This is a genomic window from Brevibacillus sp. NRS-1366, from assembly GCF_050467985.1.
This window is the reverse complement of sequence record NZ_JBITPN010000006.1, coordinates 40094-58603: the sequence shown is the minus strand read 5'-3', so window position 1 is coordinate 58603 and position 18510 is coordinate 40094. Positions and strand designations below refer to the sequence as shown.

The 18510-nt window shown below is 46.3% G+C and carries 17 protein-coding genes and 1 pseudogene; 14 read left to right on the top strand and 4 right to left on the bottom strand.

Annotated elements, in window-relative coordinates:
- Positions 1 to 190: 190 nt before the first annotated feature.
- The 12 genes and pseudogenes from ACIFQN_RS04155 to ACIFQN_RS04100 all read left to right on the top strand — a co-directional run bounded on the left by ACIFQN_RS04155 (position 191) and on the right by ACIFQN_RS04100 (position 14068).
- Positions 191 to 613 carry a VOC family protein gene (locus tag ACIFQN_RS04155; RefSeq protein WP_429831775.1) on the top strand — a complete coding sequence of 141 codons (423 nt, stop codon included), beginning with the start codon at positions 191 to 193 and terminating at the stop codon, positions 611 to 613.
- A 396-nt stretch (positions 614 to 1009) separates the two neighbouring features.
- Positions 1010 to 1894 carry an ABC transporter ATP-binding protein gene (locus tag ACIFQN_RS04150; protein ID WP_429831774.1) on the top strand — a complete coding sequence of 295 codons (885 nt, stop codon included), beginning with the start codon at positions 1010 to 1012 and terminating at the stop codon, positions 1892 to 1894.
- The gene (locus ACIFQN_RS04145) at positions 1891 to 4248 is read left to right on the top strand and encodes an ABC transporter permease (protein ID WP_429831773.1); all 2358 of its coding nucleotides are present in this window, start codon (positions 1891 to 1893) and stop codon (positions 4246 to 4248) included. Before ACIFQN_RS04150 ends, ACIFQN_RS04145 begins: the two co-directional genes overlap by 4 nt.
- Positions 4249 to 4277: 29 nt before the next feature.
- On the top strand, positions 4278 to 4982 hold the full coding sequence (locus ACIFQN_RS04140) for a DUF998 domain-containing protein (protein WP_429831772.1): 705 nt from the start codon (positions 4278 to 4280) through the stop codon (positions 4980 to 4982).
- A 38-nt stretch (positions 4983 to 5020) separates the two neighbouring features.
- A complete protein-coding gene (locus ACIFQN_RS04135; protein ID WP_429831771.1) occupies positions 5021 to 5596 on the top strand; it encodes an RNA polymerase sigma factor in 576 nt (191 codons plus the stop codon).
- On the top strand, positions 5571 to 6485 hold the full coding sequence (locus ACIFQN_RS04130) for a hypothetical protein (protein ID WP_429831770.1): 915 nt from the start codon (positions 5571 to 5573) through the stop codon (positions 6483 to 6485). The genes ACIFQN_RS04135 and ACIFQN_RS04130 overlap by 26 nt, the downstream gene beginning before the upstream one ends.
- 58 nt (positions 6486 to 6543) lie before the next feature.
- Positions 6544 to 7257: pseudogene (locus ACIFQN_RS04125) on the top strand (ATP-binding cassette domain-containing protein); the annotation flags it as partial.
- Positions 7258 to 7898: 641 nt separating this feature from the next.
- Positions 7899 to 9092, top strand: coding sequence for a M20 metallopeptidase family protein (locus ACIFQN_RS04120; protein WP_429831769.1), 1194 nt, complete (start codon positions 7899 to 7901; stop codon positions 9090 to 9092).
- A gap of 31 nt (positions 9093 to 9123) precedes the next feature.
- Positions 9124 to 10437 carry a Na+/H+ antiporter NhaC family protein gene (locus ACIFQN_RS04115; protein WP_429831768.1) on the top strand — a complete coding sequence of 438 codons (1314 nt, stop codon included), beginning with the start codon at positions 9124 to 9126 and terminating at the stop codon, positions 10435 to 10437.
- A 19-nt stretch (positions 10438 to 10456) separates the two neighbouring features.
- Positions 10457 to 11254 carry a serine hydrolase gene (locus tag ACIFQN_RS04110; protein ID WP_429831767.1) on the top strand — a complete coding sequence of 266 codons (798 nt, stop codon included), beginning with the start codon at positions 10457 to 10459 and terminating at the stop codon, positions 11252 to 11254.
- Positions 11255 to 11273: 19 nt separating this feature from the next.
- Positions 11274 to 12611 (top strand): CapA family protein, encoded by a 1338-nt coding sequence (locus ACIFQN_RS04105; RefSeq protein WP_429831766.1) that lies wholly within the window; start codon positions 11274 to 11276, stop codon positions 12609 to 12611.
- A gap of 161 nt (positions 12612 to 12772) precedes the next feature.
- Positions 12773 to 14068, top strand: coding sequence for a transcriptional regulator (locus ACIFQN_RS04100; protein ID WP_429831765.1), 1296 nt, complete (start codon positions 12773 to 12775; stop codon positions 14066 to 14068).
- A 331-nt stretch (positions 14069 to 14399) separates the two neighbouring features.
- Here the strand turns inward: ACIFQN_RS04100 and ACIFQN_RS04095 are convergent, their stop codons facing one another.
- Both ACIFQN_RS04095 and ACIFQN_RS04090 read right to left on the bottom strand, forming a co-directional pair.
- Positions 14400 to 14960: a hypothetical protein gene (locus tag ACIFQN_RS04095; protein WP_429831764.1), complete on the bottom strand. Its 561-nt coding sequence runs from the start codon at positions 14958 to 14960 to the stop codon at positions 14400 to 14402.
- A gap of 13 nt (positions 14961 to 14973) precedes the next feature.
- Entirely contained in the window at positions 14974 to 15111 is a 138-nt protein-coding gene (locus ACIFQN_RS04090; protein ID WP_429831763.1) for a hypothetical protein, read from the bottom strand.
- A gap of 141 nt (positions 15112 to 15252) precedes the next feature.
- On the opposite strand from ACIFQN_RS04090, the gene ACIFQN_RS04085 reads away from it, so the two are divergent.
- Entirely contained in the window at positions 15253 to 15615 is a 363-nt protein-coding gene (locus tag ACIFQN_RS04085; protein ID WP_429831762.1) for a helix-turn-helix domain-containing protein, read from the top strand.
- 31 nt (positions 15616 to 15646) lie between these two features.
- Here ACIFQN_RS04085 and ACIFQN_RS04080 read toward each other — a convergent pair whose 3' ends face one another.
- On the bottom strand, positions 15647 to 15934 hold the full coding sequence (locus tag ACIFQN_RS04080; protein ID WP_429831761.1) for a hypothetical protein: 288 nt from the start codon (positions 15932 to 15934) through the stop codon (positions 15647 to 15649).
- Positions 15935 to 16240: 306 nt separating this feature from the next.
- Here ACIFQN_RS04080 and ACIFQN_RS04075 point away from each other — a divergent pair, with 306 nt between their 5' ends.
- Positions 16241 to 17407, top strand: a complete 1167-nt coding sequence (locus tag ACIFQN_RS04075; protein ID WP_429831760.1) for a DUF4062 domain-containing protein — start codon at positions 16241 to 16243, stop codon at positions 17405 to 17407.
- Positions 17408 to 17930: 523 nt separating this feature from the next.
- Here the strand turns inward: ACIFQN_RS04075 and ACIFQN_RS04070 are convergent.
- Entirely contained in the window at positions 17931 to 18425 is a 495-nt protein-coding gene (locus tag ACIFQN_RS04070; protein ID WP_429831759.1) for a DUF6022 family protein, read from the bottom strand.
- Positions 18426 to 18510 lie beyond the last annotated feature (85 nt).

Here is an 18510-nt window from a genome sequence, read left to right as displayed (position 1 = left end):
CGAATGATTCGTTTCCATACGGTTTGCTTTTTCCTTTTTTGCTAGAAATGGCTGTTCGACAATCAGGGTTGTGCTTGTCGAGCTAAAACGGCAAGGTGCAGGAATAGATGTATTGAGATATGGTAAAATAAAGCGCGATCTTGGTCGTTTAATAAGAGAATATAGGTCAATACCTAGAGGAGATAAAAATATGGTTCAATCAATCGTACATATCGCTTTAGTTGTAAAAGATTATGATGAGGCGATCGAGTTTTATACGGAAAAGCTAAATTTTACTTTAGTTGAAGACATTCATCAGCCCGAACAAGATAAACGATGGGTAGTAGTATCTCCGCCTGGGTCTGTCGGCACCACAATATTACTTGCAAGAGCATCTAAACCTGAGCAAGAGCCCTTTATTGGCAACCAGTCGGGTGGTAGAGTTTTTCTCTTTCTACATACAGATGATTTTTGGAGAGATTATCATGAGATGGTTTCAAGAGGGATAGAATTTGTGAGAGATCCACAGGATCAATCATATGGAATGGTTGCCGTATTTAAAGATTTGTATGGGAACCTATGGGATTTACTGCAGCTAAAAGATGATCATCCTATTGCCAAAAGAATAAAGTAGGAAAAAGGTTAAGTTGCTAAATAATAACTGCTTTTATGCTAAAAGGGCAGGATAATGGAGAAAAGGGATTTTCATAGCTGTACAGGATTCTTTGGGAAGTGATTTATTTATAAGCTGTTTCATAATCATATGAAGATCGAGCTGTCATCCCTTTTTTAGCTACGGTTCGGCTGCCGGCAAAAAGCTCAAGTTCAATAAGCTTGAGCTTTTTTGCCGTTCTCATGCGAAAATTCCGCAATTGAAAATTTCATCGGCGTTTGCCGACGATTAAAAAATGTTTCGAAAAAAATGCCGCCATACCAAATCTTTTTCGCTGCATGCTCGTTATACTAGCCGAAGCATGCTCAACGCGCGCGAACACCGAGCAAGCCGGTTATTTTTAGAGGAGGGCAGCCTGTGCAAATTCAGATTACCAACTTGGGGAAAACATATGGCGCCTTGCACGCGATAAGCGGGGTCACCTTAACGATACAACCGGGCATATTCGGGTTGCTCGGTCCGAATGGGGCTGGGAAAACGACGCTCATGCAAATTCTCGCCACCTTGCTGCCGGCCAACGAAGGAAGCGTGGAGATCGGCGATTGCAAGCTGGGGCGGGATGATCAGGCGATTCGGGCGATGCTCGGATACTTGCCACAAGAGTTCGGTTTATACGGCAACTTATCCGGTTACGAGTATCTCGATTATGTGGCGCTGATGAAAGGAATAACGAATTCGCGTAAGCGAAAAGAGGCGGTTGCTTCGCTGCTGGAACAAGTGAATATGACCGATAAAGCGAAGAAGCTGATGGGGAGCTATTCCAGCGGCATGAAACAGCGGATCGGGATCGCTCAAGCGATGCTTGGATCGCCGAAGCTGATTATCGTCGACGAACCGACGGCGGGACTCGATCTGGAGGAGCGGATTCGTTTTCGCAAGTGGCTCGATCAAATGGGTAAAGATCGTATTGTCATTTTGTCGACCCATATCGCAGCCGATATCGGCAGCAGCTGCGGTCGGCTTGCCATGATGAAGGAGGGCCGAGTCGTCTACCAAGGCACGCAAGCGCAGCTGCTTGAACGGGTGAGGGGCCGGGTATGGACGGGAATGGTCGAGGAGACCCGGTTCGATGCCATCAAACCGCACCTGAAAGTACTCTCCTCCCGGAAGACAGCTTACGGTCGGGAAATACGCGTGTTGTCCGGTGACGGAGCCAAGCCCTTTGAAGGCGCGGAGCCGGCGGCAAGCGGATTGGAGGATGCTTATATGGATGTCATGAAGCCGGAGGTGCCGCTGCCATGATTGCGATTTGGAAATATGCCGTCGTCGAATGGAAGCTTATGTTCCGGGGATGGTTCGGCTTGATCCTGCTTGCCGTAACAGGCGGGGTTTTTGCAATCTCCCTGATCAATAACGCGTATGCGGATGATATCGGGTGGTATACCATATCGAGTTCATACAAGTTCATGTGGTTTATGTTTATGATGGCACCGTTTTTGGCCGTATCGGCGGCGCGAAGGGATACCGTGGCGAAGACACGTCCGATACAAGGCGCTTTGCCCTATCGTTCCGTACAATTGATTTCGGCCAGACTGCTTGCCTTGATCATTCCGCTGGGCGCGCTCTCCCTGCTGCCCGCGTGCTTTTACGCCTATCATGCTTTGCGTGCGGGAATGGCGTTTTCCTCCATGGCAATGGGACTATCCATGCTTGGCTCATTCGTCATTCCGACGACCTTTACGATCTTGCTCGGTTATTGGATCGGCACTTGGACCCGCAACCGCATCGTTTATTTGTATAGCTTGGCGATTGTCGCGGCTGTTTTGTTTTTGGCCAATGTTATTTTTCTCGAATGGATACCGGCCCAGTGGACCTATTTGGTCGATATTGGATTAACCGACTTGACCCGGTTGGGCTTTTATTCGGAATTATGGGGCTTTACGGACGCTGCGGCATACGGGCTTCTTCGCTTGTTCCATACCGCGCTGATCGTCCTCTTATTCGGAGGAATCGTGTACAGCGCGAAGAGGGGAAGAAAGGAAAAGAGTCGGAATACCGTCTTGTACCCGATTTCCGCCGCAGCCGTCGTCACAATGGTTATGAGCGTCCTCAGCTATGCGTCCATATGGAAGGAGCGTACCGAATCGTCCAAGGAGAATTTCGCATTTTACAGAAAGCTGCTCCAAGAAAATCCTTCGGAGATCAATCGAATTGCTGTCGAACGGTTTCTGGCAGGTGAAGAAGCGGACCCGAACGTGAATCCACTGACGCAGCAGTATAAGAACATGCTCCTTCTAGGTCGGAAGTACGCCATGCTGACAGCCCTCAAATACGATTTGAAGGTGAATATCGGGGAAAAGCACCGTATGGAAGTGCGGAGCGCGATCCAATTGCAGCATGGAGGTCAGGAGGCAATTGACCGCTTTCCGCTGTCGCTCCGGCATCATTTCCAAATCAATGAAATAAAGGTCGAAGGGATGCCGGCAGCCTTCGAGTGGGAGCCTGGAGAGGATGTAGTATGGGTTGTCCCGGCTCGGCCCGTTCAGCCTCGAACAGTGGTGGAAACGACGATGGAATATGCAGGTACGATCAATGATTGGTATGATCCGCAAGGGTCCGGAGGAATCGATGATTCCCTTGATGCCCATTGGGAGCGAAGAGTTTTTGTCGATCCGGAGAAGCTGTTCCTGCCGGGATATTACGGATGGTACCCTTACCCGGGAACCGACAGGCTGGCCGAACTGGAGCAAGTACACTTCGACGAAAGACTGTCAAGTCCCGTTGTGGATGAAGCCGTTAGAGAGAGCGAGCCTTACCGGCTGCCTGCCGATTTTCATGTGGAGGTTGAAGCGGGCGAGCGGATGCAGCTTATCGCGAACGGGGAAAGGACAAATTCTCAAGTGGCAGATGGGAGACAGCGTGTCGTATTCGATGCGTCGGGCGTTCGCGGCTTCAACCTCATTGGCGGGAATATGACCGAGTGGAGGGAATCGAATAATCAGGCGACGGTTTCGATCGTTTTATCGAATCAAATTCCTCCGGCCCGTGCGAAGAGCATTGCCGGCAACCTACTTGTGCATTATACGGAGCTATCCCAAATAGCGAAGATGCTCAATCCAGATGCTTTTTATCCGAGCCGCATCCATTTCATCCGCACGGATTATCCGGGTCGGGTGCAAAACGAATCGTTCAACAACCAACTGCTATTCAGATCACCGCTGATCAAGGGTGAATTTCTTAAACCGATTGATAGCAATGGCTTCAACTATTTATCTTATTCGAACCATCCAGCTTCGATGACCTTTAACGGCTTGTCTTATTTCGACGAGGATCTTTTGCGGGCAACGCTTCTTGATGCAAGCGTCATGTCCGTCCCCCTATCTAAGCTAGCCGGATATATGACGGAAGCAATATCGCAATCGATCAGGCATAACGGTACCGAGCAGGACGAACCTTTGTTTATCCCGAGCAGGCATAAATGGAACGGTTCGCCGCATCCGGTTTACTTGGCGATGAATAAAGTGTACGAAGCGTTCGGAAAAGAGCGTTTTCCCGAGGCGATCCGGCAAATTTACGAGTACGCGCGCCGTTATGAAGGAAATGAACAAGATGTCGATAAGGATTTCATCATGTTTTTAAACAGTTTGGCTCCATAAAAGGAAGGGGCAGAAGGAGGTCGCGCGGAATGAAAGAGAATAGACGTTTATTATCTTTGTGGCAGAGCGGCCGCGAAATTGCCGCACATTCGGAGAAGGCGCGGAGCGGTACGGAAGCTTATCTTCGCGTGGGCATGGCGATCCCGTTTCTTTATTTCGGTATCCCCGTCATCGCCGCGCCGTTTTACCCGGGTTATAGCTTTATAAGGAATACCGCAAGCGATCTCGGCTCCAATCATGCTATCTACCCGTTGCCGGTCAATGCGGCGATTATTTTGCTCGGAATCGCGACCCTTATTGCTGCTTTCGGTTTTTTGCGTGTGTTCCTGCGTCTTGGAACCCGTCCATTTTTGGCGTGGATCGCGTCGATAGCCGTTTGTTCCAACGGAATCGGCACCCTATTATCGGGCATATTCCCCAGTCCCGACCCGAGACATGGCGGTGGAATTTTGGGGATCGGCTCGTTCCTGCTGCCGTTTATTTTTGTCATCGCATTGTGGAAGCAAAGCGATTCGCGGCTTTTGAAAGGCTACCTCATCGCCAATATCTTGTTGTTTGTGGCTATGATTCCGATCATGAGCGGAATGGTGGAAATCGACAAATCCATGATTAGGGGGCTTCTGCAACGAATATTGGCATTTACGGCTTACTCCCCGATCGGAGTAGGCGCCTATATGCTCCAAAAGCGGTTTCGGTCGAAGCGGCGAGCCGATACAGACAGACTCGAGAAATAAGAGCCAACGAAATGAGCCGGGAGAAAGGAGGGATGCCTATGATTTCCGACGAGGAATTGTTGAACCAGATCGCGGATGGGAGCGAGGCCGGCTTGGAGGCGCTTGTGTATCGCTATCATAAACCGATTTACGAATATTTGCAGCGGATGCTGAATGACAGATCGCTAGCGGAAGACTTATGCCAGGAATGCTTTATCCGTGTATGCAAGACCGTAAGGACAGGACGCCTGCCGAGCCGGTTTCGCCCATGGATCTACCGCATAGCCACCAACCTGTGCAAGGACGTTTGGAAGTCGTCGGCTTATCGCAAGGAAGCGTTGTGGGGAGCCGATAAAATGTCCCTTCATTCTGCCGGAGACACGGTTTCGTCCATTTTGGAGCGGCAGTGGGAACGGGAAGCGGTTATTCGCGCGCTCGGCAGCTTGGCGGATGACGAGCGGGAAGTGATCGTTCTCAGGTTTTATCACGAGCTCAAGCTGGACGAAATTGCGGAAATTTTGGATCAGCCGTTAGGCTCGATCAAGACGAAGCTTTATAAGACATTTAAAAAGATGTCCCATCTATTGAAAACGGAGGAGGTGGATCTGCATGGAAAGGCGCATTCCCCCGGGTGAACGGACACAAGACATATGGAGGGAACTGGAGCCGATTTTCCGCGAAGAAGCGGACAAGGGCGATGCGGGCCAATGGGACCGGGAAGCGTTCGAGGAAACCGCGCGCGGTTTGGAACGATATCGGGTGGCAGGTCCGTCTGATGAACAGACGAAGGCGCTTCTCGCACGCTTGACTCCGCTGGCGGCCGAGCCAGAGCGGCTGAGGTTTGCCGACCGTCTGCTGCATGCGGAACCGGGAAGCGCGCCGCTATGGGTTGCGCTCATTAGCTTTATCGCGCCTCAAGTTCGGTTGTTTTCCAAGGCGTTTTGGGTCGTATCGGCTGTCATCATGATTTTCGGCGTACTCGCAATGCCTCTTGTCGGGCGCGACGGGATCAATAGCTTCGTCTTCGTATCGTCATTTGTAGCCGGAATCGGTGTCTTCTATGCGCTGAGATCGTATGGCACGCCGATGTCCAAGCTGGAGGCGACTTTCCCGGTCTCTCCGGTCGAGATGATGATGGGACGGCTGGGCATAATCGTTCTGTATGACATGATACTGGCTTTGGCGGCAAGCGTCCTCTTATCGCTGACCGGTCAGTCCGGTCCGTTGTTCGCATTTATCATCGGTTGGTTGGCGCCTTTATGCTTTTGCACCGCGCTGGCATTTGCCGCCATCGTCCGTTTCGGGCTGCGGATTGGAGCCGGTTTGTCACTGGCGGTATGGGCGGCGCAATTAACACTAAGGGACGTGCTCGGACCTTTTTACTTCATGAGCGACACTGGTTATGCATTTTGGGGAAGCAGCCGCATGATCGCATTCGCGATAACGGCGATTCTCTTCTTCATCGCTTGCCGGACAATCCGAAACGGCGGGAAAGGGGATAAAGGACGATATGATCCGGCTTGATGTGCGCAAGGCGGCGTTCCGCCATTCGTCGTCGGCTCCTTGGGTGTTTGAAGGTGCGGAGTTTTCCTTGTCGCCGGGAATAAACGCTTTATTCGGCCCCAATGGAAGCGGCAAAACGACGATGCTCGAATGCATCGCTGGCATCCGAACTTTCGGCCAAGGCGACATTCGGTTTACGCTGCGAGGTCGACAGCTAGGGGGCAAACGGTTTCGGGAACGGCTCGGCTACGTTTCCCAGCAGTTTGCCTTTTACGAGGAGATGAAGGCGGAACATTTTTTGACTTATACGGCGGAAATGAAGCTAATCCCGCCCCGCCTGATTCCGGACAGGGTCGCAGAGGTGCTGACGGACGTTGGCCTTGCCCGATTCGGGCAATTCCCCATCAAATCGTTATCCACCGGGCAAAGAAGAAGATTGTCGATCGCTCAAGCGATACTGAACGATCCGCATTTGCTGCTTCTGGATGAACCTCTGGAAGGGCTGGATCTGGAAGAGCGGGCCCATGTGATGGATCTACTGCACGAACATGCGAACGGCTGCATCATATTGCTGGTCGGTCATATGTTTATGGAAATCGAGGATTGGGTCGATCAGGTACTTTTCATGGCGGATGGAGCCGTATCCGGGCCAAAATCGCCGCAGCAGTGGAAATCGGCTATGCTGCACGAGGCGCTCCGGAATGGCCGGGACGCGAAAATTCCCGCGGAGCGGAATCCGACGTTGGAAGAGGTATACATGGAGTTCGCAAGACGCCGGAGGCGCCTTGATTGAAAGCCATTTCGGCGGCGTCCGGCAGAAGTGCGGAGGGAAAAGAAGTAGTGTTATGTTAATCACTTGGATTTCTAGGGGCTGTCGCGCCGCGACAAGCTCCTTCTTGCTTTCCCCCGATAGAACCGTTAAGCTAAACCGTCTCACAAGTTAAGTTACTACTGCATGAACGAACAGGTTCAATAGTTCAATAAAACAGTGGTAGTCTAGGACATTATTCTCGTTCATGGCTACCGCTTTTTTGATTTTTGAGGTTACTGACTGGGGCAGTCCATTTTTTCGTAAGAGATGTGTGAATCTATATCATTTTCAAGCATAATAATAGAATAAATAAACGAAAAATATCGAATATTAAATTGACAAGATATCGAATTATGAGTATATTAATTTTACAAGTAATATAACGACTACTAAACGACAAAACAAGAGATCAAAGGGGGGACAAACAAAGGGCCCCATTATTTTAACGTATAAGAATTTATAAGCGCGACGCTTATGAATTCTGGAGCGCATGAAAACTTTCCGCTAAAACGCGGTCGCTCTTCCTTGAAGACGCCTTGATAGAGGTTTTCTTATCGCTATTTAACGACTACTAAACGTCATTTTTAACGATGCAAACGTTTTCTTGTGCGAGGAGGATCAGAATGGAACGATTGAACTCATCAGTAAAAGGGAAAGCCGAAGAAAACTACATCAAGGAGCTTCGCCGAGAATTTCACCGCAACCCTGAGCTAAGCGGGCAAGAACAGCGCACTTCCAGGCGTGTTTGCGAAGAACTAGAAAAGCTATCAATTCATGATATTCGCTCCAACATGGTAGGCTATGGAGTGTTGGCTGTCATTGGTCAAAAGAAAGATGGTCCAACGGTAGCGCTTCGTGCCGACATGGATGCACTGCCCATTTTCGAACAATCGGGTGTATCCTTTGCTTCCTTGAATGAAGGTGTCATGCATGCATGTGGACACGATGCCCATACCGCCATGCTTTTGGGCGCAGCAAAAATTCTCAAAAGCATGGAACAGGAACTGCCAGGTCAGGTTCTCCTTGTTTTTCAGCCGGCAGAAGAGAACAGTCCGGTCGGTGGAGCAAAACCGCTCATAGAGGCAGGAGCCTTTCTTGATCCAAAGCCAGATGCGATCTTCGGACTTCACGTTTGGCCGGCTTTGCCTGCCGGACAGATTGGTGTAAGGGAAGGAAACTTCATGGGCGCTTCCGACCGCTTTCGGATTCGAATCGTTGGAAAAGGCGGACATGCAAGCATGCCGCATGAAACAATCGATGCCACAATCGTGGCCGTACAGGTGGCGCAGGTTCTGCAAACGATTGTCAGCCGCAATGTCAATCCATTGGACGCAGGAGTAGTCACCCTCGGGAAAATCCAGGCGGGGACGGGCCACAATGTGATTGCGAGCGAAGCGTTGATAGAGGGGACTGTACGAAGCTTTGCACCCAAGACCCGGGAAATGATAAAAGAACGCTTTTATTCGATTGTTCAAAGTGTTGCCATGAGTATGGGCGCTACCGTTGAGATCGAGTATCAATTCGGTTATCCGGTTCTCTACAATACGCCAGAGATGGTAGAAATCGTTCGGGAGGCAAGTGTGGCCTTGTTAGGAGAACGAGCGCTTCCTCATGTAGAACCGGCACTGGTGGCCGAAGATTTCGCAGTTTACTTACAGAACTTCCCCGGAGCATTCTTCTGGCTAGGCTGTGGATTTGAGGATACCTCTCTCAATGCGCCTCTGCATCATCCGAAGTTCATGCTTGATGAAAGGATACTTGCCACTGGTTCTGAGATGTTAGTGGAAACAGCATTGCGCTTCTTGCGTTCACGATAATCCATAAACAAGTCATCAAGGAGGTATTGTCATGGTACATGCTCCATCGCTCTGGGGACTCATTCCTTTGTTTCTGTTCATTGTTCTGATCTTTCTGAAGTGGAATCCGATCGCTGCGATTGGCGGCGCCATTATTGTTGGGGCTGCAATGAGCGGGGCAAGCTTGATGGATGTAGCTACTGTCATCGCAAAAAATGGGATGACGGACTTTGTCGCCTATATTGGCCTGGTCATTTTGGCAGGCGGTGGTTTAGGCAAAATCGCAGAAAAGACGGGTGTAGCCCGAAATATTGTGAGCTTTATTTTAAAGAGAGTTGGAATCAATTCCCCGAATAAAGCAATGGTCAGTACCATGATTGCATCCTGTGTGTTGTCTGCCTTGCTGGGTACACTCGCCGGTGCCAATGCGATTATCGCACCGGTTCTGATCCCAGTCGTTGCAGCTGCTGGTCTTTCCTCGAGTGTCGTTGCCATTTTATTTCACGGTGCTGCAGCCGCAGGATTGTTGCTTGGGCCTTTCACTCCTCCGATGGTGACTTTGATGGAGTTAACTGGCCTTAGCTATCCGCAAGTGCTGGTACATGCAGGGCTGCCTTATGCGATCGTGCTGCTGCTCATCACCTTCGTCTACAGCAAGGTAATCTTGAAAAAGACCCTCAAGGATCATGCTTATCCAATCGAAGACGCTAATGTCCACGCAGAGGAACCAAACCAAGATCCTCGCCAAGTGAAAATTTCCAATCAAGCCACACTAGCCTTTCTGATTACATTGATCGGAGCGATTATCTACGGAATCACGGTGAAAGGCGGAGCGAACTTTACCATCGTGGTGATCTTGTTGACAGCGATCGTAACAGGTCTTGCTGGTCGCATGAATCCAAACCAAATTTCTGAAACCTTCGTAGAAGGCGCGAAGCCCCTTCTGTGGATTTTCCTGCAATTTGTACTCTTTACGCCTTTTATCTACTTCATCGAAAAAATGGGCGGATTCGAAGCACTGAAAAACTTGCTGCTGCCATTGGTAGAAAGCAGCGGTCAAACAGTCATGATCATCGTCAGCACTTTGGTCAATGTAGCTGGTATTCCGGGCGCAGCGGTTGCCCATTCGATATTGATGCACAAGATGTTCCTGCCAACGGTAACCAATCTGCACATCCCGATGTCGATTTGGGCGCTTGCGCTCTTGGTAGGGTCGCAGATGCCATCCTTCTTGTATCCGACGGGAGACGCGATTGGGGCCATGGGTCTGGCCAGGTCCAATGACTTGAAAAATGTCATCATCTTCGGTGTCGTGGCGACAGTGGCGGTTATGCTGTTGGTGATTGTTTATGCGCTTTTCCTATAAATGAGGCAGGTGTTGAAACATGAAGGCAGGTAAGCTGGAAAATACAATTCAGGAACTAGCAGCTTCCGTTGACGGACGAGTAGCAGTATTCATCGAGTGGGATGAGGGACACGTCTATCTGAACGAACAGGAATCATTTCCATCCGCAAGTCTCATTAAAATCCCAATCATGATCGAGGCGTTGAGGCAGGCACAGGAAGGCAAAACAGACTTAAGCTCCACCTTTGTTATTCCATCTGAAGAACGAGTGGGAGGAATGGGAGTACTCGCCCACCTCTCTTCGGGCATCCAGATTTCTTTGGGAGATCTTGTCTCTCTGATGATTGCGATTTCTGATAATACGGCTACCAATCTGGTTATTCATGAAGTAACGATGGAAGCGGTCAATCAATTGGCAGCACGTCTCGGCTGTGCGCAAACCGTACTGGCCAGAAAAATGATGGACACCTTGGCTGTAAAGATGGGAAGAGACAATTACACATCTGCACGGGATATCGGGTTGTTCTTAAAAGAAATCGTGACAGGAAATACGCTTGATCCATTCGGAAAAGAGGCAGCATTTCAGATGATGCGACAACAGCAGTTTCATACAAAGCTGCCCGCTTCTTTTATCAACCAGATGCCGTCGGATTCTATTTTCGCTCATAAGACCGGTGAATTGCCAGGGATTGAGCATGATGCCGGCATCCTGAAAACGGGAGACCAGTACGTTTATATGGCGGTTCTCACAAGCCATTTGGCGGATAGCGCCGCCGGACGAGAATTCATCGCCAGAGTGGGAAAAGCCGTTTTTGACACGTTTTTCCATAGAGACTAACAGGGTGTAGGAGGAAACCATGATGAATCACAATGAAGGATTGAAAATCGTACTTACAGGAGACAGCATTATCGCAAGACGTTTGGGAGTCTATCAAGACAATCCGACGAAAGAGCTTGTGAAGCTGATCAAGGATGCGGATGTCTCCTTTACCAATCTGGAAGTACTGCCTAACGATTTTAAGGGTCATCCGGCTGCAAGAAGCGATGGCGCACATTTCGCAGCTCATTCTTGGGTATTGGATGAACTGGTTGATATGGGCTTTAATTTGTTCTCTGTCGCCAACAATCACGCGTTGGATTATGGTGTGGAAGGCTTGTTGGCTACTTTTAAAGAGCTGGAAGACAGAAAGATGTCCTATGCAGGTGCAGGGCGTAATCTTGCGGATTCCCGGATGCCTGTCTACTATGATACCGATGCTGGCAGCGTAGCGATGATTTCCTGCACGTCTACCTTCTTTGAAGAACAGTCAGCCGGAGACCAAAGCCCGGAGGCGAAAGGAAGACCGGGTGTAAATCCGCTCCATTTTGACGTGGTCTATGAAGTGACAAAAGAGCAGCTGTCTGTTTTGCGTCAGGTATCTGATGATCTGGGCTTGGAAACCCAGCGCAAGGAGTGGGTCAGACTCGGCTTTGCTGCCGATACCAAGGATGCCAGCCTGCTGCCATTGGTAGATTCCAATTTGCGTGTAGCGGGAACGTTAAATGCGAATTTCCGCGCTGCTGAAAAACCAGCGGTACGAACAGTTCCAAATGCACAAGATTTGGCGGAAATTGTAAAATGGGTAAGAGAAGCAAAGTCCCGAGCAGACATTGTCATTGTCAGCCTGCATGCCCATGAGCAAGGGGAGACAAGGGAGCAGCCGGCAGAATTTATCCAGATGTTTGCGAAGAGCGTAATCGACGCCGGGGCCGATATTGTCGTTGGACATGGACCGCATTTGCTGCGGGGGATGGAAATGTACCAAGGTAAACCGATTTTTTACAGTATCGGCAACTTTATCGGACAAAATGAATTGATTTACAAGCTGCCGGCTGATTCGTATAAACGATTCGGAATCGATAAAACGCTTGCACCAAGCGAAGTATTTCGCATTCGCAGCCAGGACGGAAAAAAAGGATTCCCGGGCTACTCACTGTACTGGCAGACAGTCGTCCCTGTTTGCCGATTCAAGGACGGGAAGCTGGTCCAGCTCGACATCACACCTGTTGAACTAACCTACTCCAATAAACCGTACAAGCGGGGCAGACCATGCTTGGCTCAGGGACAACGGGCGGAAGAAATTCTTCGCAAATTCAGTGAACTATCTAGCGAATTCGGCACCACCATTGATGAACACGGACGGGTAGTCCTGTAATAACGAATAGAAGTATGATAGCCAGTGGTACTCTGCTCAAAGTATCACTGGCTTTTTTATACCTTTCACTTGTGATAGATTCGAATACTTCTTGCAAAAGTTGTTCTTCATTGGTAAATATGGAAGTACCATATCTTTGTGTTGGGTTCAGGAGGACAGGAATGGAAATACGAATTGCAGTGATAGGGACCAAAAATATGGTTCAAAAAGTAATAAGCTCGAATAATCATGAGCAGGTACAGTTTCGTTCCTTCGTGTATGATCGTCCGGAAGCAAGTAAACAATTGATCGACGAAGCCACTAACAACGATGTTCTTTTGTTTACAGGACCCATCCCCTATTATTTAGGGAAAAATAAAATCGAAGAACGTGGTTTGTTGGCTATGTACGTTCCTACCGATGAGCTTGCCTTTAGCGTGTCGCTAAACTACATCAGGCATCATAGGGGGATTTTACCTAATCGCTTGTCCATAGACATTCCCAGACGTGATATAGTGACGAATATTCTAAGCGAACTGTCGATCAATTCGACGAACATTTATATAAAAGAATTTACATACAGTAATCATCATTTTATTACAAATGAAATGGTAGAGTTCCATCAGAATCACTGGGAGTCAGGAAATATTGATTTTGTGTTAACAAGTGTGCAATCTGTTTTTGACGAACTGCAAAAGAAAGGGATCCCAAGCTTTCGTCTGATCATCCCACACAAGAATATTCTCGATACTCTTCAAAGAGCGGTTACAGAAGGAGAATTGCTGCTAAGTAAAAAATCACAGATTGCGACCGGAATCATCGAAATCAACGGGGCTCAAAAAGAGGAGGATGCCTTGGATGATCAGGTCTGGAAGCAAATACAAGAACTCCTGATGACATTTTCAAGAAAAATGAATGCTTCGTTGAAGATGATCGATCCACATACCTTCATGATTTATGGAACCAAGGGCGGCATTCAGCAAATTACCGAAGATTATCGGGTTTTTCCTTTCATCGATCAGTTAGTAAGACTGCATCATGCACCTATTCATTTTGGATTTGGATTTGGGCTTACAGCAGTAGAGGCCGAGGAACATGCTCGTATCGGACTTTACCATGCAAAGAAAACGGGAGAACATGCGGCCTTTATCGTGACGGAAGAGAAGCAGGTTATCGGTCCGTTGAACAAGTCCGTAACGAAAACCTTCCAGCTGCAAAGCCAGGATGATCAAACCTTGATGATCGCCAAAAAAACAGGTGTAAGCGTATCGGCCATTACGAAAATGATGAATTTTATTGATCTCAGGCAGAATCAAATCTTTTCGGCAAATGACCTGGCAAACTATCTTCAAGTAAGCAAACGAACCTCAGAGCGGCTTTTGAAAAAGCTTGTGGATAATCAATTTGCCGAGATTTCGGGCGAAGAGCAGCCCTACCACAAAGGCAGACCACGAGCACTCTATAAGCTGTTGATTTAGGATTGATTCTTAAAATTATATTGGCACCTGCTCTAGGTGTCCTTTTTTACTTACATAAAAACCGCCTCTTAAATAGGTGAGGTGAACCTTATCATAAGTAACGGCAACGGGTCTTTGGTTCACTTGAAAATAGCCCTACAAAAGACTAGATACACCTTTCAGTCAGGGTGTGGTATAGTCTGACTGATGAATAAAACGATAGTAAGTACCTTCTTATGCTAGTATCAGATTGTTATCATTGTAATAATATATGTTCGGCAACTATAAATTTTACGTTTTTGGTTAAGCGATTTAGGTCTAATAGTTTACCGTTAGGAAATAGTAATATTTTTTATAGAACTAAACTAGAAAAGGGGCTCCTTGTTCTAATGTCGAATTGTGTATTGAGCATTAACAATTCGACTAAGAAGATATCATTTTTGATTTTTTGAAGAGGTGCATCGTGATTAATAAATACCCTGTCTTTTTCTATCTCCCATGGACCAGTTGTTGAAATAACGATACTAGGTGTATTTCTTACCCCAGAAACAGAGTTAAAGGATTTTATTAATGTAAGCGTAGTAGGGGATACTTCATATGTGGCTTCTTTTGTAATGTTAACTCCAAGTGAATTGCCTACTGATGTAACATAGAATTGATTACCTGATTGATCGGGGGATGATTGGATTGTCTCTGTTTGTGTTCCAATTACCTCTCCTTTTTCACTATATGTATTATAAATCCGTTCTACAATTGAAGTAGCGGGGACATACTCCTTAATATTGAGTGATTGCCAACGTTGCGTTGATTGGGACGTTGCGACTTTCTCATTGTTAGTACTGCATCCACAGACGAGGACAATGCTGGTTATTCCAATTATGAAAAAGCTAGATATCTTCATTTTTGTCTCCATTCTCGCTTGATTCCTAATCAGCGAGTTCACCAAAGCGAATACTTTCAACTTCAAATCCTCTTGCAAACCATTCAATGAGAAACTTCTCGGTACACTCAACTTTTGCACCGTTTTCTTTGTAAATCATTATATAGATTTTAGATTTTTCCATTATATCTGATCCTTTCCAATTCAAAAAGTATTACAAAACTACTATGCAGTACAAATAAGTACAATTAAAGGCTTTGGTTTTGACTTTCTTTTACTGTTGTAGACTTTACCGCTTCTCTAGTCTGAAAGAGAGGTGGTTGCGGTGTCGGCATTTCTAAAGTCAGTTGGTGAACGGATTCGTTCCATACGGAAAGCACAAGACTTAACACAAGAAACCCTTGCAGAAAAAGCTGGTCTTCATTACTCCTACATTGGCGGTGTAGAGCGGGGAGACCGGAATATCTCGTTAGAAACATTGGAAAAGATTATTGATGCACTTGGAGTCTTGCCTGTGGAGGTATTTCAGTTTGATTATGCTGATACTGAGCAGGAACAAGTAGATAAAAAACAGTTAGTAAAAGCACTTAACTCCTTGCTTCTAAGCCGCAACGTACAAGAAGTGAAACTAGTTCATCGACTTGCAAAGGATATACTGGCAACGATTGATGAACAAAGGGTTCAATAAATTCATAGAGAAACATGACTAGCCCCATTCCTCATGTTGAGGATGGGGCGTTGCTATTTATATAAAATTTTAGCCGGTAGGCTAGGATGTTCTTCTCCAGTCTCACATGAAGGAGTTGGAGTTGTGCTTGTTGATTTTTGTTGTGAATATCGGTGAATACGTTTTTGAGGGTTTCCAGGTGTAGATTGCTGGAATTCGTATAAGCGTAGTTTAGCGTGGAATCGATCATTTGGTCGTAGGTTTCAATTTGAGCGATCAGGTAATCTTCTTCGATAATAAGATGTTCGTAGCGTTCAGATGCAGCATTTTGGTTGTTCACTGTAAATCATCCCCTTTTTGCTGATGAAGCGGGGAAGTCCCACTTTTTTGGCATTTTTTCAGCAGGGGGGCGGGAAGTAAAGGAGTTGGAAAGTGGAGGAATTAGTAATCATTTATTTTCATTCCACTTTGTGGTATGATATCGATGGTAAGCCGTGTTAATTAACGTAGATAAATATCGTCAACTTAACCTAAACTTGGAAATTAAACTCATCGTGATAAAGATGTTAGAGAAAGCAACGCAGAAAAATACAGCTACAAATAATTTTCATTTTTAAGTTAAAATATTCCGTGATTTGGGGTCGCTATGGCTAATTTAAAAATCTTTATCTCTTCTACTTGTTACGATTTAAATATCGTTAGATCACAATTAAGGAACTTTATTGGAAGTTTTGGATATGATCCTGTTATGAGTGATTATGCGGATGTTCTTTACGACCCAAGAATTCATACTCATACGAGTTGTATACAGGAAGTTTCTAACTGTGACGTTCTTATTTTAATTATTGGCTCAAGATTCGGTGGAAAAGCAATCCCTCAGGCAATTGAATCGGTTGACATAGAGTTTGTTAAAGGAAAAAGTCGTAGCAAAGAATTTTTCGATAACTCAAGCAATGTATCAATTACTCAACTCGAGGTAATTAAAGCTATTGAATCTAGCATACCTATTTTTACTTTTGTCGACAGCAAAGTAATGCATGATCATCTTGTTTATGAAAAGAATAAAGAAAAGGATTTCATCAGCAGTTTGGATTTCCCATCTTTTGTAGAAAAACCGGAAACTGCTAAATATGTATTTGAGTTTATTAATTTTTTGCGTCATAGAATAGAAAATAATAGCATTGTTAGCTTTAATAAGATGGATGATATTGAAAGTTATCTAAGAAAGCAATGGTCAGGACTTTTTCAAAGATTACTTTATGAACAACGATTCAAGAAACAAGAAGAAGTAAAAATAGATTATCTTGCTAATCAAATTGCTGATATTAAAACAGCAATTATGACATCAATCTCCAGTTCAGATCTTAAAGATACTGCAAGAGGGGCTATAAAGTTTAGGCACCTTGTGGATTTCTTTAGGCAACTTCGGAATCCAAATACTATAGATCTATTACTGGGGGATTTCCCATTTGATACACTATTAAAGGAAATGAGAATTGTTGATATATTTGCAATGGAGAGTTCAAACAGGTTGCAACGGGCTTCTATATTATTGCTTGATGATAATACTTTTTTTGAAGTTGGGTACCCGATGGCGTATTTTAATAGACTTAGGGATAACTGGCAGGACTTTATAAGGCTACCTCAGACCTCAAGACAAGCAATCATTAACGCAATTTATGATACTGAGGATTCAAGACCTATGCGTTATATTAAGTATATTGACAAACCTTTTGATGAATACGCAGCTACTCAGGAAAACAATGAAGAATCTCTTTCTCATGGTGGCTTTAACGACTCCAAGGAGGAATGATTCGGTACCGTTTTTTTTGTTATAGTTGAAGGCAGTACTTTCGATTAGCACCGTCTTTGTGTTGCGGGTTTTGGTCTCTTGGCCTGCCTGAGGTCAATCTGAAAGGTGAAATTAGGCAGAAAATCTTGAGTAAAAAATTATTTCAGACTTGTTTACTTAAAAAAAGAAGCCGGCATCAGCTCCGGCTTCTTTTCGTTGCCAAGCAACCAAAACAGTCAATCTTATTACAAGTAACGGTAACGGTATCGGCGTGGGGATCGTTGCCGTTGTTCAAAACTCGGTGAACCGTATCTCAAGTAACGAAAATGTTGTTTAACTTACGGGGGCGATCGCGAACAAACACAAAATGAGGCTGCCAATAATAATACAGCAGCTTTTGCTCCGCTAACGAGCAGGATATTGAAGTAAATTAACGGGTTCAAAAGACTAGCTCTTCAACTAGGCTTCTGAACTCGTAAAATTACAGATGAGATCCGCCACATCCTCAGGCTCCCCCCATCTGTAAGAGGATCGTATTCTAGTATTAACGATTCTCTTTCCTTTGCAAAATTCTGGACACAATCTCTCTACGCTCCGTTTCTTCCATGGCGATGATCTTCGGCTTCGCCGGAACGTCGAATTGAATATGGGAGTGGGCAAATTCCAAAACCAGCGTTCCGATCCGCTGTTCCTCACGATTTTTCAGCACAATCCAAAAGATGCGGATTTCGTGCCCCGGGGTTCCCCATTCTGCTTTTTCCAGTGAATTTCGGAAATTCAAGCATCCTGCGATGACAAAATCGTCTTCCTTGTCCGGTTCGGCCGATTGAAATCCGCAGCGCTCAAACTCCTGCCATGCCGGTGGGATTAATTTGTCCAAGTACACTCCGTAAGTTGCATCCTCCAATTCGGGAAACAGCGCTTCGAGTTCATCTCTGTTGGCATGAAGCACTTCGCTCCAGTTGTTCTCGATATACTCGGACAACGCCACTCCCACTTGTTCAATCGCCATTTCTGGATTCATTCCGAGCATGTACATTTACTCATTCCCCCGACTGTTTTTATCTTACAGACTCATTGTATAACATTAAAGCGAATTCGAAGGTTTTGACAAAAAGCCATCG